The organism is Dokdonia sp. Asnod1-B02 (genome assembly GCF_045063955.1).
GTDB lineage: Bacteria > Bacteroidota > Bacteroidia > Flavobacteriales > Flavobacteriaceae > Dokdonia.
Genome location: NZ_JBEFNW010000002.1, coordinates 1632173 through 1654878, shown reverse-complemented (window position 1 = coordinate 1654878; position 22706 = coordinate 1632173). Strand labels below are relative to the sequence as shown.

22 protein-coding genes are annotated in these 22706 nt (G+C 37.5%); 14 read left to right on the top strand and 8 right to left on the bottom strand.

Features of this window, described 5'->3' with window-relative positions; all coding sequences use genetic code 11:
- The first annotated feature begins 3 nt into the window (after positions 1-3).
- From ACJJVU_RS07625 to ACJJVU_RS07600, 6 genes are all read left to right on the top strand, one after another.
- Positions 4-567 carry a mechanosensitive ion channel domain-containing protein gene (locus ACJJVU_RS07625; protein ID WP_013751779.1) on the top strand — a complete coding sequence of 188 codons (564 nt, stop codon included), beginning with the start codon at positions 4-6 and terminating at the stop codon, positions 565-567.
- A 78-nt stretch (positions 568-645) separates the two neighbouring features.
- Complete coding sequence (locus tag ACJJVU_RS07620; protein WP_405223871.1) at positions 646-3180, top strand: PIG-L family deacetylase; 2535 nt, start codon at positions 646-648, stop codon at positions 3178-3180.
- 105 nt (positions 3181-3285) lie between these two features.
- Complete coding sequence (locus ACJJVU_RS07615) at positions 3286-4995, top strand: sodium:solute symporter (RefSeq protein WP_405223869.1); 1710 nt, start codon at positions 3286-3288, stop codon at positions 4993-4995.
- 71 nt (positions 4996-5066) lie between these two features.
- Complete coding sequence (locus ACJJVU_RS07610) at positions 5067-6044, top strand: Gfo/Idh/MocA family protein (RefSeq protein WP_405223867.1); 978 nt, start codon at positions 5067-5069, stop codon at positions 6042-6044.
- Positions 6045-6192: 148 nt separating this feature from the next.
- Entirely contained in the window at positions 6193-6609 is a 417-nt protein-coding gene (locus ACJJVU_RS07605; RefSeq protein WP_339848367.1) for a DUF2141 domain-containing protein, read from the top strand.
- Between the two features lie 132 nt (positions 6610-6741).
- Complete coding sequence (locus ACJJVU_RS07600) at positions 6742-7680, top strand: LysR substrate-binding domain-containing protein (protein ID WP_405223865.1); 939 nt, start codon at positions 6742-6744, stop codon at positions 7678-7680.
- A 45-nt stretch (positions 7681-7725) separates the two neighbouring features.
- Here ACJJVU_RS07600 and ACJJVU_RS07595 read toward each other — a convergent pair whose 3' ends face one another.
- From ACJJVU_RS07595 to ACJJVU_RS07580, 4 genes are all read right to left on the bottom strand, one after another.
- A complete protein-coding gene (locus tag ACJJVU_RS07595) occupies positions 7726-7923 on the bottom strand; it encodes a hypothetical protein (RefSeq protein ID WP_035336481.1) in 198 nt (65 codons plus the stop codon).
- Positions 7924-8100: 177 nt separating this feature from the next.
- The gene (locus ACJJVU_RS07590) at positions 8101-8901 is read right to left on the bottom strand and encodes a TIGR00266 family protein (RefSeq protein WP_405223863.1); all 801 of its coding nucleotides are present in this window, start codon (positions 8899-8901) and stop codon (positions 8101-8103) included.
- Between the two features lie 120 nt (positions 8902-9021).
- Entirely contained in the window at positions 9022-9390 is a 369-nt protein-coding gene (locus ACJJVU_RS07585) for a hypothetical protein (protein WP_405223861.1), read from the bottom strand.
- 64 nt (positions 9391-9454) lie between these two features.
- Positions 9455-11620, bottom strand: a complete 2166-nt coding sequence (locus ACJJVU_RS07580; RefSeq protein WP_405223859.1) for a TonB-dependent receptor — start codon at positions 11618-11620, stop codon at positions 9455-9457.
- Between the two features lie 587 nt (positions 11621-12207).
- On the opposite strand from ACJJVU_RS07580, the gene ACJJVU_RS07575 reads away from it, so the two are divergent.
- Both ACJJVU_RS07575 and ACJJVU_RS07570 read left to right on the top strand, forming a co-directional pair.
- Positions 12208-12702 (top strand): RNA polymerase sigma factor, encoded by a 495-nt coding sequence (locus tag ACJJVU_RS07575; protein WP_144784468.1) that lies wholly within the window; start codon positions 12208-12210, stop codon positions 12700-12702.
- A 3-nt stretch (positions 12703-12705) separates the two neighbouring features.
- Entirely contained in the window at positions 12706-13320 is a 615-nt protein-coding gene (locus tag ACJJVU_RS07570; RefSeq protein WP_298327311.1) for a hypothetical protein, read from the top strand.
- A gap of 119 nt (positions 13321-13439) precedes the next feature.
- Here ACJJVU_RS07570 and ACJJVU_RS07565 read toward each other — a convergent pair whose 3' ends face one another.
- Together ACJJVU_RS07565 and ACJJVU_RS07560 are read right to left on the bottom strand one after the other, a co-directional pair.
- Positions 13440-14243 (bottom strand): 1-acyl-sn-glycerol-3-phosphate acyltransferase, encoded by an 804-nt coding sequence (locus ACJJVU_RS07565; RefSeq protein WP_013751767.1) that lies wholly within the window; start codon positions 14241-14243, stop codon positions 13440-13442.
- 85 nt (positions 14244-14328) lie between these two features.
- A complete protein-coding gene (locus ACJJVU_RS07560) occupies positions 14329-14976 on the bottom strand; it encodes a CoA pyrophosphatase (protein ID WP_339848375.1) in 648 nt (215 codons plus the stop codon).
- Between the two features lie 2 nt (positions 14977-14978).
- On the opposite strand from ACJJVU_RS07560, the gene ACJJVU_RS07555 reads away from it, so the two are divergent.
- On the top strand, positions 14979-15704 hold the full coding sequence (locus tag ACJJVU_RS07555) for a peptidylprolyl isomerase (RefSeq protein WP_405223855.1): 726 nt from the start codon (positions 14979-14981) through the stop codon (positions 15702-15704).
- A 26-nt stretch (positions 15705-15730) separates the two neighbouring features.
- On the opposite strand, the gene ACJJVU_RS07550 is transcribed toward ACJJVU_RS07555, so the two are convergent.
- A complete protein-coding gene (locus ACJJVU_RS07550) occupies positions 15731-16516 on the bottom strand; it encodes a TrmH family RNA methyltransferase (protein WP_405223853.1) in 786 nt (261 codons plus the stop codon).
- Positions 16517-16661: 145 nt separating this feature from the next.
- Here ACJJVU_RS07550 and ACJJVU_RS07545 point away from each other — a divergent pair, with 145 nt between their 5' ends.
- From ACJJVU_RS07545 to thrC, 4 genes are all read left to right on the top strand, one after another.
- Entirely contained in the window at positions 16662-17120 is a 459-nt protein-coding gene (locus ACJJVU_RS07545; protein WP_405223851.1) for a hypothetical protein, read from the top strand.
- Positions 17113-17313 (top strand): helix-turn-helix transcriptional regulator, encoded by a 201-nt coding sequence (locus ACJJVU_RS07540; protein ID WP_405223849.1) that lies wholly within the window; start codon positions 17113-17115, stop codon positions 17311-17313. The genes ACJJVU_RS07545 and ACJJVU_RS07540 overlap by 8 nt, the downstream gene beginning before the upstream one ends.
- Before the next feature lie 63 nt (positions 17314-17376).
- A complete protein-coding gene (locus tag ACJJVU_RS07535) occupies positions 17377-18165 on the top strand; it encodes a DUF6503 family protein (protein ID WP_405223847.1) in 789 nt (262 codons plus the stop codon).
- 211 nt (positions 18166-18376) lie between these two features.
- Positions 18377-19678: a threonine synthase gene (gene thrC / locus ACJJVU_RS07530; protein WP_405223845.1), complete on the top strand. Its 1302-nt coding sequence runs from the start codon at positions 18377-18379 to the stop codon at positions 19676-19678.
- A 169-nt stretch (positions 19679-19847) separates the two neighbouring features.
- Here the strand turns inward: thrC and ACJJVU_RS07525 are convergent, their stop codons facing one another.
- Complete coding sequence (locus ACJJVU_RS07525) at positions 19848-21368, bottom strand: hypothetical protein (RefSeq protein WP_405223843.1); 1521 nt, start codon at positions 21366-21368, stop codon at positions 19848-19850.
- A 188-nt stretch (positions 21369-21556) separates the two neighbouring features.
- Between ACJJVU_RS07525 and gcvT the strand changes: the two genes are divergently transcribed.
- Positions 21557-22648 (top strand): glycine cleavage system aminomethyltransferase GcvT, encoded by a 1092-nt coding sequence (gene gcvT / locus ACJJVU_RS07520; RefSeq protein WP_405223841.1) that lies wholly within the window; start codon positions 21557-21559, stop codon positions 22646-22648.
- The last annotated feature ends 58 nt before the right edge of the window (positions 22649-22706 follow it).

The following is a 22706-nucleotide window of genomic DNA, read 5'->3' as shown; positions in this document are numbered from 1 at the left end:
TTTATGGAATTGTTTAGACCTGAAATCATACATAGTGCTGTAACACTAGGGATTCTTATCGTTTTACGCATTATCACTTCTTATTTTGTACGTCGTTTTTCTGAGCGTAAAAACAAAGTAAAGAAGCGTGCAAATCTTATTATGAAATACGTAGATGCAGTGTTATTAATAATTGCGTTTATTATAAGTATACTCATCTGGGGAATTAAAATAAAGGATATTGGAGTCATTGCTAGCTCTGTCTTTGCTATTATAGGTGTTGCATTTTTTGCGCAGTGGTCAGTACTAAGTAATCTTACCTCTGGCGTAATCATATTTTTTACGCTCCCTTATAAAATAGGCGACCGTATTAAAATTCACGACAAAGACTTCCCTATCATCGCGATTATAGAAGACATCAAGGCTTTTCACACGAATCTGCGTACTTCTGATGGCGGACTACACACCTACCCTAACAGTTTAATTCTTCAAAAAGGAATCACACTTGTAGAGGAGGGAATCTCTACAAATATCTTAGAGCAAAATCAACAAATGGATGAAGATGATCCCTTTAATAAAGCGGTGTAGATTGTTAAAGAAACCTTAAAGGACTTAGGCTACCTTTCATAATCGGTATATTTGAGAAGTATCAAACTCCTCATTATTATGCGTAAATCCTATGTGATTTTAGCCTTTTTATTTGTCTTCGCTTTCGCGAAAATATATGCTCAAGGTATTACCGTTCAACCTGTTAAACCAACAGCTAGCGAAATATACCAAGACCTTCAAAAACTCAACTTTCTAGGCTCAGTACTCTACGTAGCTGCACACCCCGATGACGAGAATACTACGGCTATCTCCTATTTTGCAAACACAGTTAAAGCAAGAACTGCCTATTTATCGCTTACGAGAGGTGATGGTGGTCAGAACATCATAGGTCCAGAATTACGTGAATTACTTGGCGTGATACGTACTAATGAGCTACTAGCTGCAAGAGCAACAGATGGTGGGGAACAGCGATTTACAAGAGCAAATGATTTTGGATATTCAAAACATCCAGATGAGACGCTCGCAATCTGGAATAAGGAAGAAGTACTTGGAGATGTGGTCTGGGCAATACGAACATTTAAGCCTGATGTAATTATTAACCGTTTTAATCACAGAACACCAGGAAGCACACACGGTCATCATACTTCAAGCGCAATGCTATCTGTAGAAGCTTTTGACCTAGCAGGTGACACCTCAAAATATAAAGAGCAGTTAGAATACACAGACACCTGGAAGCCGAGTAGACAATTTTTTAATACTTCATGGTGGTTCTACGGAAGCAAAGAAAAATTTGATGAGGCAGATAAATCTAAATTGGTTCAAGTTGATGTAGGTACCTACTACCCTAGTCTCGGACTTTCTAATACAGAAATCTCTTCCCTTAGTAGAAGTCAGCACAAGTCTCAAGGTTTTGGAAATACGGGAAGCCGTGGTAGCGAGGACACCTATTTTGAATTATTACGCGGTGAGATGCCAACTAATAACGACGTTTTTCAAGGAATCAACACGACTTGGACGCGCGTAAAAGGAGGTCAGGCAATTAAAACAATATTAGATCAGGTCGTTACAGACTATGATTTTACTGCTCCAGAAAAAAGTATTCCTCAGCTAGCTAAAGCATATGCACTTGTACAACAATTAGAGGATGCTCACTGGAAAGCTATTAAATCTAAAGAACTGCAAGATATCATCACTGCCTGCGCAGGTATTTATCTAGAAGCAGCTGCAAATACTGGTTATGCTACTCTAGGGAGCGAAGTAACCTTAAAACTTGAAGCGATAAACAGAAGTATGCAGTCTGTAATGCTTAACAGCGCAATTGTTACATCAAGCAATCAACAACTAGCTAGCGACACACCGCTAGCTAACAACAATTCACTTTCTATAGAAGCAACGGTTACCATAGATGATTCTTTTAAAGATACTTCTGCATACTGGTTACGTGAAGAAGGAACTTTAGGAATGTACCGAGTAGATGATCGCACTATGATAGGAAAACCGGAAACTCCACAACAAAACACTGTGAAGTTTGACCTCACGATTGCTGGCGTACCTATTTCGATTGAAAAACCAATTGTTTTTAAATACAATGATCGCGTTAAGGGCGAAGTGTATGAGCCTTTTGAAATAGTACCAGTAGTTTCATCAAAGCTAGACTCGAAGGTTATAATTTTCGCGAAAGCGGAATCAAAAAACATTCCCGTAACGGTAACAGCGCATCAGGATAATTTTAACGGAACCGTATCTCTCACTGCTCCTAGTGGATGGACAATCACACCAAAAAGTGTAAACATATCTATTGCATTAAAAGGTGCAGAACAAAAAGTTATATTTTCTGTAACACCTCCTAGCACTGATAGCGAAGGAGATCTCACTCCCGTAGTGACCGCCGGAAATAAAACGTACACCAAGGAGCTTGTAACAATAGATTATGCACACATCCCGCTGCAGTCACTTTTCTTACCTAACAAAGCAAAAATTGTACGACTTGATATCGAGCGTAAAGGGGATTACATAGGGTACATTCAAGGTGCTGGAGATGCAGTGCCAGATAATCTCACACAGATAGGCTACCAAGTAGCTATTATAGAACCTAGCACTATCACACCAGAACTGCTTGCACAATTTGACGCGGTGGTAGTAGGCATACGAGCTTATAATGTAGTGGATGAGATGCAAGCAAAGCAGCCACTTTTACTCGATTATGTAAAGTCCGGCGGTACGCTTATCGCACAATACAATACGTCTGGTCGCTGGGGTGATACAAAAATAGGAGCTCCTTATGAGATGCAACTTAGTAGAGACCGTGTGACGGATGAGAATAGCGAAGTGAGAATCCTTGCTGAAAATCACCCTATCATGAATTTCCCAAATAAGCTTACTCAAAAAGATTTTGAAGGGTGGACGCAAGAACGTGGCCTTTATTTTCCAAACAAGTGGGATGATGCCTATACTCCTATTCTCTCTATGAATGATAAAGGAGAAACGGCAAAAGACGGTAGCCTGCTAGTCGCTCCATATGGTGACGGTCACTACATTTATACTGGGTTAAGCTTTTTTAGAGAACTACCAGCAGGAGTATCTGGAGCTTATAAATTATTTGCAAATATGCTGAGTATAGGAAAGCAAGAAAAGAGCGAGATAAAGCAATGAAAAATGTATCCAAATACCCATGGAAAAAGAAGTACACCATAGTACTGCTGGTCAATCTAGCTTACATTATCGTGTTTTATCTATTAATGACCTCATTCTCTTAATATGGAAATAATAGACTGGGCAGTACTAGCATTCACGCTCATTTTTATAGTTGTTTATGGAACCTATAAAACACAAGGAAGTAAGAACGCAGAAGAATATATAAGAGGTGGTAATACCTCAAAATGGTGGACGGTAGGCCTTTCTGTAATGGCCACACAAGCAAGTGCCATCACTTTTTTATCTACCACAGGTCAGGGATTTTATGACGGTATGGGATTTGTCCAGTTTTATTTTGGGCTTCCTATTGCGATGATTGTGATTTGCTTGGTTTTTATCCCTATCTATCACAGACTAAAGGTTTTTACAGCCTATGAATATCTAGAAAGTCGTTTTGATTTAAAAACGAGATCACTCGCAGCTATTTTATTTTTAATACAGCGTAGTCTCGCTGCAGGGATTACTATTTATGCTCCGGCAATTATCCTTTCGGCGGTATTGGGTTGGGATCTCACTATGCTCAATATTATCATAGGGATTGTAGTGATTATCTATACCGTTTCTGGTGGTACGAAAGCAGTTAGCATTACTCAGAAGCAGCAAATGGCTGTGATTTTCGCCGGTATGGCAATTGCCTTTTACCTCATTCTTGATAAACTTCCGGAGGACATCAGTTTTACAGATGCCTTGAGCATTGCAGGTGCTGGAGAAAAAATGAATCTATTAGACTTCTCTTTTGATTTAAGCAATAGATACACGGTATGGACAGGTTTACTAGGAGGTACCTTTTTAATGCTTTCCTATTTTGGTACAGATCAGAGCCAGGTGCAACGCTACCTTTCTGGAAAAAATGTAAAGGAAATGCAAATGGGTCTTCTGTTTAACGGAGCCTTAAAGATCCCGATGCAGTTCTTTATTCTCCTTGTGGGAGTTATGGTTTTTGTTTTTTATCAGTTTAATAGTGCGCCGCTACATTTTAATCCTGCCGCAACCGAAGCCGTAAAAACGTCAATCTATGCGAGCGAATTTGAATCACTAGAACAACAACTAGCTCAAAACCAAAACAACCAAAAGGAGGCTGCCTTTAATTATGCTAAGGATCCTACACAGGATATTTATGAGGAAAACGGAGCTCAATTATCACTTATAGATAAATATGAGGGTATTGATAAGGAAATAAGATCTGTAGGTAAAGTGCTCATTGCAAAAGCTGCTCCAGAGGTAGAAAATAACGACAAGGATTACGTCTTTATACACTTTATACTCAATAACCTTCCTAACGGACTAATAGGCTTATTACTCGCTGTAATACTCAGCGCAGCAATGTCATCAACCGCGTCAGAACTTAATGCACTTGGAGCCACCACAGCTGTAGATCTTTATAAGCGTAATTATAAGGAAACTATGACAGACAGACATTACGTGCGCAGTACAAAAGGCTTTACACTTATGTGGGGCGTGCTCGCCATAATCGTGGCTTGTACGGCAAGTCTATTTGAAAACTTAATTCAGCTTGTAAACATTATAGGTTCTATTTTTTACGGTAATATTCTCGGAATATTCTTACTTGCATTCTTTATCAAATTTGTAAAAAGTAATGCCGTGTTCATAGCAGCACTCATCACGCAAGTAATCATTATCATCGTGTACGGACTCATACATTTTGAAATTATAGAATTCCCATATTTATGGCTCAACGTTGTAGGATGCGCCCTCGTAATGGGACTAGCGATGCTACTACAAGTAAGCTTTGGAGGTTCTCAAGATGAGTAGTAATGTGTAATTATGCTTTCGCGAAAATGTGAAGTAAACAAATTGTATCGCTATAATTAAATACAATCTACATGACTAAAGAAACTAACTGGGCAATACTAGGTTGCGGCAAGATTGCTGCTGAATTTGCAAACGATGTACAACTTGCTCAAGGTGCACATCTTTATGCTGTAGCAAGTAGAAATCTTGACAACGCATCAGCTTTTAAGGATACTCATAACGCGACTATCGCATATGGTAGCTATGAGGAAATGCTTCTAGATCCTAAAGTAGATATCGTTTATATTGCTACTCCTCACATATTTCACAAAGAGCAAACGCTTTTATGTCTCACGCATAAAAAAGCAGTGCTTTGTGAGAAGGCCTTTGCCATGAATCTTGAAGAAGTTGAGGAAATGATTGCTTTCGCGAAAGCGCAACAAACCTTTTTAATGGAAGCACTGTGGACGCACTTCTTACCTCATTATCAATTTGTACTTGATACGGTTAAAAATGGAGATTTAGGAAAGATTACAAACCTTACTGCCAACTTTGGTTTCGACGCAGTTTACGATGTAAATGCTCGTTTATATAATAAATCCCTCGGTGGCGGTAGTTTGCTAGATGTAGGTATTTACCCAGTGTTTGCAGCGCTAACACTTTTAGGATATACTGAAAATATAAGTGCTCAGGCTTTTTTGGGTCCCACAGGTGTAGATCATCATTGCTCTATGCAGTTAACGTATCCTAATCAAGTAGAAGCAGATTTATTTTCGGCTATTGATGAGAAAACAGACACTACTTGTCACATCACTTTAGAACATGGCGAAATACTCATAAGCAGTCGTTTCCATGAGCCAACTAGTGTTACCATAACTAAAGATAGTGCTTCAAAAACATATGATTTCCCTATTCCGGAAAGTGTGAATGGATATCATTATGAGATACTGCATTGCCAGAAAATGCTTGAAAGTAATAAGACCGAGAGTGATATTATGACATTTGATAAGAGTAAAGACCTTATTAAAATGTTAGATACTATTAGAAAAAACATTGGGTTGGTGTACTGATAAATAACTACAAATTGATTTAGATTACGAATTCTCACAGTTCGGTCGTTGATTTTTACAGTTGGGTAATAGAAGATTTTTTTCGCGAAAGCGTGATAATATATTTACAACATCAACAAAAAACAATAACTATCTAATACTATCAATTATGAGAACAATTATCTTTTTATTACTCGCAGCCGTATCAACAATTTCTTTTGGACAAGAAGCAGAAGGAGTTACCATCACAGTAACGATTCCTAACTTAACTAATAATGACGGTTCTGCCTCTGCAGCGCTATATAATGAGGCGACCTTTATGAAAGCTGCGCCATTAGACTCTCAAGGAGCTACACCAGAAAACAATACGGTTACCTTAGTTTTTGAAAATGTACAGCCTGGAGATTATGGAATTATAACGCTACATGATCAAAATGGAAATAACCGTATGGATTTTGAAGCAAATGGAATGCCTAAAGAAGATTATGCAACATCTGGTAGTGGTACAGGCTTTGGACCTCCTAGCTGGAACAATGCAAAATTTACAGTAGGTACAGAAGATGTACAACTAGAAATTAAAATGTAATATTAGTTTCTTCATATTTCAAAGCCAGCACTCACCTGCTGGCTTTTTTTTGCTATAAGAAAAAACTTATAAATTGATGTTGTACATAGGTACACTCAATGATTTTCTTACTTTTGTGTTATAAATTACAACATGACTATTACTCAACTTAAATATGTGCTTGCGGTAGCAGAGCATCAAAATTTTACTAGAGCAGCTCAAAAGACATTTGTTACTCAGCCTACGCTTAGTATGCAAATACAAAAGCTTGAGGATGAGCTAGACATTCTTATTTTTGACCGCAGTAAGAAGCCTATAGAGCTTACAGAAATAGGGTCAAAAATTGTACACCAAGCACGTAATATTGTAAACGAAGCAAACCGTATTACAGATATTGTAGATCAGCAAAAGGGTTATATAGGAGGTGAATTTAAGCTAGGGGTTATCCCAACAGTAATGCCTACGCTACTGCCTATGTTTCTCACTAATTTTATAAAAAAATACCCTAAGGTTAAGCTCAAGATTGAGGAGCTCAACACAGATCAAATCATGGAAAAGCTTGAGGAAGGTCATCTAGACGCAGCCATTGCAGCTACTCCTCTTGAAAATCCTATGATTAAAGAAAGACCTTTATATTACGAACCATTTGTTGCTTATGTTCCGCATAACCACAGACTGAGTAATAAAGAGGTTTTAGAAACTTCAGATCTAGACATGCAAGATATGCTAGTGCTAGAGGATGGACATTGTTTTAGAGATGGTGTGATTAATCTATGTGCTACGCCTAGAAATATGAATAATGAGAAATTCTCATTAGAAAGCGGAAGTTTTGAAACGCTCGTAAAACTAGCAAATGAAGGACTAGGTATGACGCTTTTACCTTACTTGCATACTCTTGATATACCTGTAAAAGAGCAAGAACTTTTTAAATCATTTGAAGAACCTTCTCCTGCTAGAGAAATAAGTATTATCTATCATAAGAGCGAACTTAAGATACAGATTATAGAGGCCTTAAGGTCTACTATTGCTGGCGTAGTAAAAGGTGCAATCACCTTTCAAAATGTGCAAATTATAAGTCCTATCTCAAAATAAGACCTATTAATTATACTAAAAAAGCCCCATTACTGGGGCTTTTTTTTATGGTTTTAAATAAATTAGACAATGACCAAGATCAGGATTGGTTTTAATCAATGCATTGATCCAGATTCTAAGTTCATCTATTTCATAAGGTAATAGTCGTTTAATTGCTTTCTCTAGTTCTTTACAAAATAGCGAGCTATCAAAACTTACCTTATCTAAAATAGTCTTCGTGTATTCAAACATTGCTCTCGCCATATTCGAAGGGTTTTATAGGGTTAGATTTTAAAAAGTAGTTTGATGCTATAGGCTATGTTTTATATTATTGAACTCTATAAATATAAGACTTAAAGAATTATAAAACACGTGTTTTATCATATTTCACTATCTTAAATTTAAGTTAAACACTTGTTAAATAAGCAGTTGCGGTATCACTTAGAAACGATTATCGCCATCGAGTAAATCTCCTAATCCACCTAGTATAGAGCCTTCACCTCTTTGTTTACCTCCCGCCTTTGGAGCCATCGCCAGTACACGGTTTGCAAGACGACTAAAAGGAAGTGACTGTATATAAACAGTCCCAGGACCAGTTAATGTGGCAAAAAATAACCCTTCACCACCAAAAATGGTATTCTTAATACCTCCTACAAATTCTATGTCATAAGCTACCGTACTATCAAACCCGATAATACATCCAGTATCTACTTTTAAACGCTCTCCGGGAGCAAGTTCTTTTTTAAGCGTAGTTCCTCCGGCATGTACAAATGCAATACCATCACCTTCTAGACGCTGCATGATAAATCCTTCTCCTCCAAAAAGACCTCTACCTAGCTTACGCGAAAATTCGACTCCAATAGAAACACCCTTTGCTGCACAAAGAAATGCATCTTTCTGGCAAATAAACTTCCCTCCTACTTTATCAAGATCTATCGGTATTATTTTTCCTGGATAGGGTGATGCAAAACTTACTTTCTTCTTACCTACTACATCATTGTAAAAGGCTGTCATAAACAAACTCTCTCCCGTAAGTAAACGCTTTCCTGCTCCAAAAATCTTACCCATTACGCCAGTATCCTTTGCAGAGCCATCGCCAAAAATGGTTTCCATACGTATACCTTCTTCCATCATCATAAAGCTGCCAGCCTCGGCAATTACACCTTCTTGCGGATCTAACTCTACCTCTACATATTGCATCTCTTCTCCAAAGATCTCGTAGTCTATTTCATGTGCGTTCATTCTTGTTGATTTTTTGATTGTACATATAGGTAGCCATAAGCACTAACTTGTTACACTCATATAAGCACAAAAAAACCCAAAGATTTCTTTGGGCTTCATTATGAATAAAAATATCATTTATTACAGTGGTTGTAATGTGAATGATCTTGCGACAGTAATTACATGACACTCATCTTCTTCTACAACGAAGGTCTCAGTGATAATGGTCTGGAAGTTTTCTTTTTGAATAATTAAGAAATAACTTCCCGTACGCTCATCTGGTCCTACATATACACCAGGACTTTCTTCTGTAAGCGTGGCTTCAAACTGTTGATCTTTTGCAACTATACTTACTCCTTCTAGTAAAGAATTATCTTCAGTATTTCTAACGGTGATATTAAAAGACGGCACAACATCAGTAGTACAAATTACCTCTGCTGGACCAGATGAATCATCATCACCACAAGAAATAAACATCACTAGACAGCATACAACAAGTAAATATTTCATAGACTCTTATTATTTTTTACTAAGATACTTCTTTTACAATACTACTTCAAAACGAATATGACGTCTATAAATTATCTAGTTGGTTACTATTCTTATCATCACTTATGGTCCAGAAAAAGCCTACAAAAAAGAATTGATCTGTTGCTGGACGTAACGCTCTACGGTCAAAGGTACCTGCAGGATTAGGAGTATCTGCATATTGATAGCCATTTACGTTTCTTAACCCAAGTACATTGTTTACAGAAAAGTACAGAATCTTTTGCTGCGATAATAAATAAGCCCAGTTTACACTTAAACTATTAAAGGACTTTGCGTTTGCTTGTAAGAAACCAGCGCTATTCTTATCTGTATAGGTACGCCCAGAACTATGCTGGAAGCTTACACCCACCTGTGATTTCCAATCTTTAATAAAATACTTACCTACCACAGATAGGTTATGTGGACTTGCAAAAGACGGTCTTGCTTGTTCCTCAAAATTGAGATATTTCCTCTCTGAATCTAGGTAGGAATAGCTCACCCAGTAATCCATATTTTTTATACTCGTGTTATCTCTCCAAAAAACATCGACTCCCTGCGCATAGCCATTTCCATCATTCGTAAGCACGCTCTCTGGACTATTAAACATCGTATTAGAAGTAATCAAATTACTATAACTCTTACGGTACGCCTCTGCTCTAAAGATTCGGCCATTGTTACTATACTGATAGTTTGCTATGTAATGCGTCGTCTTTTGAGCATCAAGATCAAGACTAAATTTTAAAAAGTCATTCAGCGGATTTTGATAAAAATCTCCGTAAGCCAAAGAAAACTGACTATTTTTACCTGTTTTATAGGCTACGCTCGCTCTAGGCGAAAATGTGACTCCTTCCATATAATCTGTATAACTCGCCCTAGCGCCCAGCTTCAATGCAAAATTGCGAGAGAAGATGATATCACTTTCAACAAAAGCCGCAGTAATATTACTCTTAAAATCGTAGGCAGCTACAATGTTCTGATCATCAAGGACTCCATTAAAATCCTCCTGAAAATCTGTTACAAAATGTTCTGCACCAAAGGCTAGTTTAAACCTATTTGAAAAACGCTTTTTAAGTTTGACTTTAAGATGTGCGCTATTTTCTTTGTTATCGATGTTAGTAGCCGATTGTAGAGATGTATCATTTTGAGCACTCGTATAACTTCCTCCCGTTTGTATACTCCAGCTGTCACTTAACATTCCAGTATAATTCGTGTTTATGTAAACATTACTGTTTTTTAAACCCAGCGTGAACCCTTCTGGATTATTAATATCTTCTTGCGTAATGTCAAAACTTGTCCTGTCTCCCGCTGCATATAATTTAAACAAGCCATTTTCAGTTCTGTAACGATATACTGCTTCTCCTGAAAAGGTTTGAAAAGGCTTATTAAAATTATTACGATTAGAAAACAATGCCACATAGGGAGCAAGGTTTATATATGATGTACTTACACTGAGCGAACTCTTCTCCCATTTTCTGGTAATTCCTAGTCCGCCGCCTACAGACATTAGGGAGATATCTGTCTTATTTTGATCTGGCTCATCTATGGTATTCAGTAATAAAACACTTGACAAAGCCTCTCCATACTCGGCCGAGTATCCTCCCGTGGAAAACGTAATCCCATCAAACAGAAAAGGACTATACCTGCCTCGAGTAGGCGTATTATTTGCGGTTGGTGTATAAGGAGTAAAGACACGTATGCCATCTATAAATATCTGTGTTTCTCCGGCATCTCCTCCACGCACAAAGAGTCTACCATCCTCTGCTACGGTAGTTGTACCAGGTAACGTTTGTAATGCACCTACAAAATCTCCTAGCGCACTTGCCGTAGTCACAACATCAAGCGGCTTAAGCACAGATACTTTACTATTATCACTAGCCTCAAATGTCCCTGCCGAAAGTACTACCGTATCCAGTGAGTTTATATCTTCCCGCAATGTGATTTTAAGGTCTTTAAAAGTCGTTACTTCCATAAACGACTCATACGGTTCGTATGATAAAAACGTGACTTTAAGTAGCTGCGTTCCCTCCTCACTTGTGGTAAATGAGAATGATCCATCTGCTGCGGTACTGGCTCCATCATAACTGCCATCTATAAAAATGTTTGCGCCTTCTATTGGGATTCCTTTCGAGTCTGTGACTTTTCCCGAGACGACGGTTTGAGCAGATAATTGGTAGCTTAATAGGGTTACGATAATAAGTAAAAGCGATTTCATAAATAGTTCGGTTGATTGATTGTTGAGCAAATATGGAGCGAACTACGCTTTCGCGAAAGCGTAATACTCCCAACCGTCATTTTAGAGTTCCCAGTTGTAATTCATAAGATAAAAGTCCTAATAAAATCATTTTTTCCATAGACGTTAAAGAAGATTTTAAAGCTAAAAAGACATTTATAACGTTTGCGTAACTACCATAACATTTGCTTTAATCTGAGAAGTAAAAATTTTTAAAAAAAATCACATTAAAATTAATTTTTTAATGAACTATAAACGTGTTTACTAAAGTTATAATCGGCAATATTCAGCGATTGATTTTACTTAAACGTAACATATGAGGATGTGCTTACACAACTATTATATCTATATTTATCCCGTTGAAAGTTCAAGAATTTAACAAGTAAGAAAAAACCTCTGCAATTAGGGAGCAGAGGTTTTTTTCTTTTTAGGCACTTATTAGTTGATCATCTCAGGCGTCAATTATATAGAGTAACTTGGACGTTACCAGAAATAGACTAAAACTTTTAGAATTATTCTGTAACACTTTGTAAGAAATCTCTACTTACCATTAACTAAGCCACCAACCATTGGATAAAACAGTCGAAGATAATTTTGTAACCCTTCTGGAAGAGAACCAGAACATTGTGCATAAGATATGCCGTTTGTATACCAACAATCGGGATCAACACAATGATCTTTTTCAAGAGATTACGATACAATTATGGCGAGCCTTCCCCAAGTTTAGAGGAGACTCAAAGTTCAGTACGTGGATGTACCGCGTGGGATTAAATACCGCCATCACTTTATATCGTAAATCAAAAAGAACGGTGCAGACTCAGGATTTTGATTCTGTCATGTTTCGTATATCGTCAGAAGAATATGATGATACCGTGGAGCAGCAATTAAAGTTGATGTATAGTGCAGTAAAAGAGCTTAATGATATAGATAAGGCACTCGTCTTTTTATATCTAGAAGATAAGAACTACAGTGAAATCTCTGAAACCCTAGGTATATCAGAGGTAAATGCAAGAGTGAAGATGAACAGAGTGAAGAAAAAGCTCAAAAAAATATTAAATCCATAAGCTATGGTAGATGAACTAGAAATGCTAAAGAAAGATTGGCAAAAGCAGGAAGGATCACTTCCTAAATATACGAAGGAAGACTTGTACCCTATGCTACTTAAGAAATCTTCTTCTGTAGTGAAGTGGATACTTTTTATAAGTATTGCAGAATTTGCTGTATGGATCTTACTCAGCTTCGGAATTAAAATTACAGGAGACGACGCCTCAAATGTAAAAACTGTAATAGGAGATTCAGTAGAATATATTTCAACAGGAATTCACCTAGCAGCGCTTATATTCTTCATTGGTTGGTTTTATAAAAATTATAAGAAAATTGAAAACACAGACTCTCCAAGAGTACTAATGCAAAATATTTTGAACACACGTAAAACCGTAAAATATTATATATGGTTTAACCTTGCGTTTCTTGTACTTGGGACTGTAGGTGCATTTGTTTTGATAGAGACAACGCATCCAGAGTTCCTTTCTACAGATAGTCTCTTTCTAGCCGTAATAAGTTTGATTATTATGCTCGCTTTAGCGATTGGTATTCTCCTTATTATTTATAGACTACTGTACGGCCGTCTTTTAAAGAGACTAAGAGCAAATTACAATCAACTTAAAAAATTGGAACTTTAAATCTAGGGGGTTTGAGTTCTGATTAAGGCAATAGGTCAAGCTGTTGCCTTTTAAGCATATAAAAAGCGAGAGCGACCTTACGGTCGCTCTCGCTTTTTTTTCTTAGTAAGGTGAGTATATTAATATTCCCACTTTCTCTTTTTATTAAGTTCTTCTTCTGCTTCTATCTCTTCCGTTGGGATGACCTTTAAGAAAGATGGATGTTGCTCGATTGCATATTCTAGTTGCTCTACAATTTTCTCTACAGAGTCGTTTTCGTAATCTATTACTAGCGGTTCTTTTACTTCAAAAGATTGAAGAATACCACGTTTTTTAATACGTAATCCTTTCTTGTCAAAACTCCTTCTAAAACCATCAATCACAATAGGCACTACGATAGGTTTATAGTTTTTAATAATGTGAGCAGTTCCTTTTCTAATAGGTTTCCATGGTTTTGTAGTTCCTTGCGGGAACGTAATTACCCAGCCATCATCTAGCGCTATTCCTATATTCTCAGTATCCTTAAGGTTTACCTGGCGATCTATTTCTTTACCTTTTTCTCTCCAGGTACGACTTACTGTAATAGCTCCTGCATAAGCCAGTATGCGCGGTAGTAAACCAGCCTTCATCGTTTCTCCAGCGGCAACGTAGTATAGGTTAAGTTTTGGATCCCACAGATATCCTATATTTTTTATAGAATCTGTACGACCGCTTAAACTCGCGTTAAAGACGTGAAACATGGAAACCACGTCTGCAAAATATGTCTGGTGATTTGAAACAAATAATACGTTTCTATCTGGAAGATTAGTCAGTATTTCAGAACCTACTATCTGTAATTCATTAAAACCGCGATAACGTCTATGCGTCATTGCACCAGCAATTCTTATGAGCCAGCGTTTTAAGAATAGTATATGTCCAAATGGATTTTTTTTAAATATCCCCATTATTTAGTTTAAAGTTGGATGCGTTTGAGTGCGCTTTCGCGAAAGCGTACTTGGTTACAAACAGCCTGTAAAGATACAAAAGGCGTTACAATTTTAAAGAAGTGTTAAGAAGCGATCGTACCTCACTGAGCATCATTGCTGTAGCTCCCCAAACAATATGACCTTGCAATTTATATGCTGGTACCTCCATATCATCCATATAGGAGGTAGAGAGTTTTTGCGTTGTTATACAATCGTCAGAGAGGAACTCAGATAGTGGCACGGGGATCAAAGACTCAACCTCGCTTTCTTGAGCAATAAATGCGGGAGTATGATCTAGATGTCCTATGAAAGATTGTACCCAGAAATTACTAGGTGGTATATAAATATTTGTGAGTTCGCGAGTAATTGCAACGCGAGATTGGGGTACGCCCACCTCCTCTTCTGTCTCTCGCAACGCTGTATGTGCGAGGTCGCTATCTGTAAGTTCTACCTTTCCTCCAGGAAAGCCTACTTGATTAGAATGTACCCCTTCATAGGTCTTGCGTAAGATGAGTATAAACTCCGTATCACCATCTGGCGTAGGATAAAATAAGCACATCACACCAGCCTGTCTTGGGTTGCGCTTTGTGATTTCTAGTTCCTCGAGTTCTTTAAGTCGTTCTGTGGGTGCCATCTCTAGTTGCACATCGCGCCCTGGAAGCGGGAGATTTCCTATTTTTGAAGCTAATTCTAAAAATGATTCAAATTTCATTTATGCGTACGTATCTCTGGATTATTATAGCGCTGCTAGCGAGCACAAGTTGTCAAGATAAGAAATCTGCACCTAATTCTGTAAAGGAAGAAGTGGCAAAAAAAGACACGATAGCACTGCAACAAAAAGACATCAAAAAAGTAGATCCATCACTGGTCATGGGTACTATAAAAGAGCCTACCATCAGTGGACAAGAAATGGTTATTGATTTTCTTACAGCTTATGGGGAAGAGAATCCTGAGACTAAGGTTAAGATTACTACCCGTTTTGGAGAAATAGAAGTGGAGCTTTTTACAGATACTCCGCTACACAGAGCAAACTTTATCATGCTCGTAAAAAACGGCTATTTTAATACGACGCAGTTCCACCGAGTGTCGCCTAATTTTGTGGTACAAGGAGGTAATAATGATACGCAAGGCACTGCGCGCAACAGAGCGAGCTTTGGGAGTTATTTAATACCAAATGAAGCAAATCCTACACATACGCACACGCGCGGAGCATTTTCATCGGCTAAGTATACCGAGCAAAATGTGAGTAATGCAACTGCTCCTTTTGAGTTTTTTATTGTGCAACCAGAACGTGGAGCGCATCACCTAGATGGAGATCACACCGTTTTTGGCAGAGTGACTAAAGGAATGGATGTTGTGGATGAAATTAATAAGTTAAAAGTGGACGGCAGCGAGTGGCCAGTTGCAAATGTATATATGAAGATTGCCCTTATTGATTAAGCGTCTTTTTCTTCTTTACACACATTCTATCCGCGTTGCCTGCGTGCTTCAAAAACTAATATTCCCGCAGCAACTGAGACATTCATAGAGTCTATTTTACCTCGCATAGGTATCTTAATATTTGTACCTACAGTGCGCCATTCTTGAGATAATCCTGTGGCTTCTGTTCCCACCACTATGGCTGAAGGCGTTGTATAATCTTGTGCTGCATAATCTACCGCCTCTTGTAAAATAGCACTGTAAACCGCTATTCCTTTTTCTTGTAAAAATGAAATCACTTCAGCGGTTGACCCAGTTGCAATTTGTGTGGTAAACACACATCCTACACTTGATCGTATGATATTAGGATTGTATAAATCTGTTTTGGGATTTGCGATAATTACTGCATCTACCCCAGCAGCGTCTGCTGTTCTTAATAGTGCGCCTATATTTCCTGGTTTCTCTGGTGCTTCGGCGATTAATAGTAGCGGATTTTCAGGTAGCGCCAACTCTTGTAAGGTTTTAGTTTCCGCTTTCGCGAAAGCGATAATTCCCTCCGTTCCTGCTCTATAAGCAACTTTCTGGTATACCTCGGCAGATAAGCTTGTCATCATCGCTGTGTCATTTACCATCCCAGCAACCTCATCTTCTGAAATTACAGCTTCATTAAAATAAACTTCTGTAATCTCGTATCCTCCGGCGATAGCAAGCTCTATTTCTCTCACACCTTCTATAATAAAACCACCCTCCTTCTTACGTGCGCGTGACTTATCTTGAAGTTGTAACAGTCTTTTTACAGTTGGATTCTGGATACTAGAAATATATTTTGACATACCACAAATGTAGAATATTCTGAAGATTAGAGAAAAACTAGAAGAAAATAGTTCTACTATCAAAAATGTAAAGTATATTTGACATTATAACAAATTAACTTTCCATAAAGTAAAGCTAGGTTATTTTCACTTAAACGTTATTATTATGAATTTTAAAAAAATAATTGCCTGCGAGCGCAAGAACCTTGATAAGCTTAGCAAATTTCAACTCCCACATAAATTCAAAAGAATAGGCTGGATTTTGTTTATTGCTTCTTTTGTCTCTCTAATTGCAACAAGTATTATCGTAACAGATGATTCCCTAAAGTCTACCATTATAGTTATTGTAAAATATACCATGCTCATAGGTCTTCTTATAGTATCTCTATCTAAAGAACCTATAGAAGATGAGTTTATAAGAAGCATACGTATGAGGTCTTATATGATTGCTTTTATTGTGGGCGTGCTACAAACGCTTGTGATGCCTTTTATAAATCTAGGAGCAGATGCTTTAATAAATGGTGGCTCATCTCTCAAGCCTGTGAATGACTTCTTTGTATTATGGGTGCTGTTGTTCTGTCAGATTCTATTTTTTCATTTATTTAAAAGTGGTGCAGATGACTAATACACTTAAAGTAGAACGTGCTATCCTTGATCTTACACAAGATGATCTTGCAAAGAAAATAGGTGTCTCGAGGCAAACCATAAATTCGATAGAAAAAAATCGCTACGTTCCCTCTACGGTACTTGCATTGAAACTTTCTGAGTTATTTGAAAAACCCGTAAATGAATTTTTCAAATTATCTGAAAATGATTGACGAGTTTTGTAAGACTATAAATTCCATACGACTACCTTACAAATTCTAACCAATTAATATACTATGAACAAATCTATCCTATTGCTTGCTGGACTTATTGCTTTTGCAAGTTGTAAAAATGAATCAACCGTAAAAACAGAAGAAGTTGCTGTAGTAGAAACTCCATCAAGAGTATACCCAGATCAAATTTCTAAAGTATTTGAAGCTCACGGAGGAATTGACACTTGGAATAACATGAATAATTTATGTTTCACCTTACCAAAAGGAGACATAAATGAAATACATACTGTTGATCTTAAATCTCGTAAAACACGTATTGAGACTAAAAATTTTGTACTAGGATATGATGGTAAAGACTTATGGTTAAAACAAGATACCATCGCTTTCCAGCCAGAGAGAGCTCGTTTTTATCATAACTTGATGTTTTATTTTTATGCAATGCCATTTGTACTAAGCGATGAAGGCATCACATACTCAGAGGTTCCTGCATTAGAAATGGATGGTGTAAGCTACCCTGGGACAAAAATTAGCTTTGGTAACGAGGTAGGTGATAGTCCAGATGATAATTACATCTTATACAATGACCCTACTACAAACGAAATGGCATGGCTAGCATATACAGTGACAGCAGGTAGTGACGGACCAAGTGAACGTTACAGCTTTATTAAATATGCTACATGGCAAGATGTAAATGGTCTTAAATTACCTAGCGAACTACAATGGTACAAGGTAGTAGATGGAAAGCCTACAGAAATGAGGAATGCTATGAATTTTACAAACCCTACAGCAACTGCTACGCAACTAGATATTGCTACTTTTTCAAAACCTGAAGGTGGAGTACTTGTAGAGTAGATAATCATCTTATATATTAATAAACAAACGCCATTCTATATGAATGGCGTTTTATTTCAACCACAACTCACTGATTATCAAAATTAAAAGCCATAATCTACCAGTATCAGCATATTGCATCTTACTGCTATTTAGGTAAATTTCTGATTAAAATCTATTAGATTTACTTTACAAAAAAAATGCATAATTTTAGTTAGCTAGTTGTCTATATATGAAATACTACAGTCTTAATAAGCAAGCGCCAAACGTTACTTTTGATGAAGCAGTAATACGAGGAATTGCTCCAGATAAAGGACTTTACTTTCCTGAAAACATCCCAGTACTTCCTACTACCTTCTGGGAACAGATTGAGCATTTATCAAAAGAAGAAATCGCTGTCGAAGTGATGAAACCTTTTGTAGGCAATAGTATGGACGAAGCTACACTTAAAGAAATAGTAACAGATGTTCTTTCTTTTGATTTCCCATTGGTTGCTATAGAAGAAAATGTGGCAACGCTAGAGCTTTTTCATGGGCCTACTATGGCTTTTAAAGATGTAGGAGCACGTTTTATGGCGCGCTGTCTAGGCCACTTCTTAAAAGAACGTAATCAACAAGAAGAAGTTACCGTACTAGTTGCTACCAGCGGAGACACCGGAGGAGCTGTAGCTAGAGGCTTCTACAAAGTGCCAGGGATAAAAGTAGTAATCCTCTACCCTTCTGGAAAAGTATCTGATGTGCAAGAGAGACAGCTCACCACCTTAGGAGAAAATATCACCGCACTCGAAGTAGATGGAACCTTTGATGATTGCCAGGCAATGGTGAAGAAGGCATTTTTAGATAAAGAAATTACTAGTACAAAACAACTCACCTCTGCAAATAGTATTAATGTCGCAAGATGGCTACCGCAGTCGCTGTATTATTTATTTGCTTATAAAGAATTAAAAAAACAAGGAAAAGCAGATTCCCTCGTGTTTTCTGTTCCTAGCGGGAACTTTGGTAATATATGTGCCGGTATGGTAGCGCATATGATGGGAATGCCTGTGCACCAATTTGTAGCAGCGGTAAATAGTAATACTACGATTCCTAGGTTTATGCAAAGTGGAAAGTATACTCCTACGGCAACGGTGGCAACGATAAGTAATGCCATGGATGTAAGTGATCCTAGCAATTTTATTAGAGTACTACAGTTATTTGAAAACGACAGACAGTTATTGTCTAAAAAGTTTTCATCATACTCCTATTGTGATAATGCAACACGTGGTGCGATGCTCCATTTGCATGAAAATCATAATTATATAGCAGATCCTCACGGCGCGGTTGGATACTTAGGACTCAAGGCCTATTTAAAAGATCATCCAGCCGCTTATGGAGTGTTTTTAGAAACCGCACATCCCGTAAAGTTTTTACCAGCAGTTACACCCGTAGTAGGTAACATTGATCTCCCCGAACAAATCAAGGAGTTAATGCATAAAACGATGGATAGCATTCTTGTGAAGAATTACGAAGAGTTAAAGACGTATTTGTTGGGATAGTTCGCTTTCGCGAAAATCGTCCCGAATTCACTTCAGGAAGCATTAATAATCTAATACGAATTAAGGAAGAACACTATCTTTTGAAATAATTACAGCCAATAGCATCAATACTGAGGTGTTCTCAAAACAGTCATCAAACGTCACATATGATTACGAACGGATTAGGTAATTAGTCCCAATCTACAATTGCTGCTGTATTCCCAGAGAGTACTCGTATGTATTTTGTGCCTTTTACAATCTCTGCGTGTTTCAGGGCAAGACGCTTAATTTTATAGGTATATCTTGTATCTAGAAGATTACCTTGCTCGTCGTAATATTCAAGTCGGTTGAAACGTTTTGCAGCATTTGATCTAAACACGGTGCGCTTTTTCCCAAATCGTTTCTTTAAGAGTTCATCAAAAGATTCGAGGTTCTTAATCCCATAATTAATCACCCAGATATCACTTACCTCCTCTTCTTGTCCATTAGCATTGTCTGAGTCGGCATAGCTCATACCAGAGATAATTACTTCGTTATTTTCCTTTTGTAAAGCACTTGTGAGATATTCTTTACCAGAGCCACCCAGTTCTAGCTCCCATCTTACGATACCTACTTTATTAATTTTAATAATAGAAAAGTCTTCTGTAACTCCGCCATTTTGAGTAGTTCGGTATTGATTTTTTGCTATAATTGCTTTTGTGCCTCCTAGTAGAATATCGCCATTATCTAGCTCCTGTAGGGAGGTAAGCTTATCATCTGTAAAATTTCCAAAACTACGCTGCCACAATATATTACCATGACTATCTATCTTAACAACCCACCAATCTGTTCCTCCTAGATTTTTAGTAGTTTTTGTTCCTCCTATTCCAGACTCAGAGATACCACCCAGTATAAAACCTCCATCTTGAGTGGCAATAGTTTTCACAATCTGATCGTCTTTTGCTCCACCTATAGTGGTTGACCATTCTAGATTTCCTGTCTTCCCGTAACTTGCTACATAAAAATCTTTATCGCCTAAGGTAGTAGCGTCGTCTGTTATAGCTTTGGTCGTATATCCTGCAGCTAGCGTACTTCCAGAGGCAGCGGTAGTTACACTACGTAATTTACGCTCCGTACCAGCAAGCTGATTTTTATTCCAATTCATCTGTAAAGCTGGGTCAAGATGTAGTCTCCACAAATCATCTTTGGACGCTGTAACTTCTATTTCTGTAACTTCTTGTTCTAAAAATGTAGGATCGCTCCAGCTATCTTCTAGTGTTTTATAACTTGATCTACTTGAACGCACCATTCTAGATTGAATCTTTTGTGGTGGTTCTGGATTTTGAGAAATCGCAAACTCGTCTGTATTTATAATTGCAGAACTATCTGCATTTATCACTGTAGATCTAATGAGCTTAGCCTCTTCTGGCGACTGAAAAATTCTTTTAAGTACGGCTTTATTTCTTGAGGCTACCAGCCGCTCCCAGTCTACAACGCCTTCTCCATCTAGCTTGACCATCCAGACATCTGTCTCTGCAGTTGCATACTGGTCTAATGTGGTTTTTTTATTAGTATGCCCACCTATAATATAACCACCGTCTGTAGTTAATTGAGCCTCCGTAGTTCTATCTACAGGATACGTATCTAATCTCTTCTCCCATATAATTCCTTCTTGCGACCACGCAAGAGCTGGTAACAAGACAAGTAAAAAAAGAACGGTTATATTTCTCATAATCATTACTGTAGCATAACCTTCAAATTTAATTATTAATTAAATAACAGAAGATGCTATATATGCTTATTAGGCATATTGCCACGGACGTCGTTTATTGCTGTATTACATCGATAATTTACTTTTTATTTACCTCGCAAACTGCCACCTTTTCATACATTTGTGTAACCAAAAGAACTATAATAAAGATGAAAAATACAGCCTTAACTGAAGTACATGAATCGCTAGGTGCAAAAATGGTCCCATTTGCTGGTTATAATATGCCAGTTTCTTATGAAGGTGTAAATGCAGAGCACGACGTCGTAAGAAGTGGTGTTGGAGTGTTTGATGTTTCACATATGGGTGAATTTCTTGTGTCTGGAGAAAATGCATTATCATTATTACAATGGGTTTGTTCTAACGATGTTTCAAAAATAAACGTGGGCGGAGCTCAGTATAACTGCTTCCCTAATGATAAAGGAGGAATTGTAGATGATCTTATTGTGTACCGTATTAAGGAAGATCAATATATGCTTGTGGTAAATGCTAGTAATATAGATAAAGACTGGGCATGGCTAGAAACTCAAAATACATTAAAGAGTTTTAATGCAGAGCTACGTAATATCTCTGAAGGTCACTCACTTCTTGCAATACAGGGGCCTAAAGCTATTGAAGCTATGCAATCGCTTACAGAAGTAGATCTTGCAGGTATTAAATTTTATACGTTCGAGGTGGCACCTTTTGCAGGTATTGAAAATGTAATTATTAGTGCTACAGGATATACTGGTAGTGGTGGTTTTGAGATTTACTGTAAAAATGAAGATGCTGCACAACTGTGGGAAAATGTCTTTAAAGCTGGTGCAAACTGGGGAATCAAACCTATAGGTCTTGCTGCTCGTGACACATTACGTTTAGAAATGGGATATTGTCTCTATGGTAATGATATAGATGACAGCACTTCTCCACTTGAAGCAGGTTTAGGCTGGGTAACAAAATTCACTAAGGATTTTGTAAACAGTGAGGATTTAAAAGCTCAAAAAGAACAAGGACTTAAACAGAGACTTGTAGGTTTTGAACTTACTGAAAGAGGAATTCCTCGTCAAGGATATGATATTGTAGATGCAGATAGTAATAAGATTGGTCACGTAACATCTGGTACTATGGGCCCTTCTGTAAATAAAGGAATAGGTATGGGGTATGTAGATACCGCTTTCGCGAAAGCGGAATCAAAAATTTTCATACAAATACGTAAGAATCTAGTACCTGCAACCGTTGTAAAGACACCTTTCTATAAAGGATAATAAACCGAAAAGCTACTCCCGAATTCCAAAGGACTAACTTTTGGAATTCGGGAGTTTT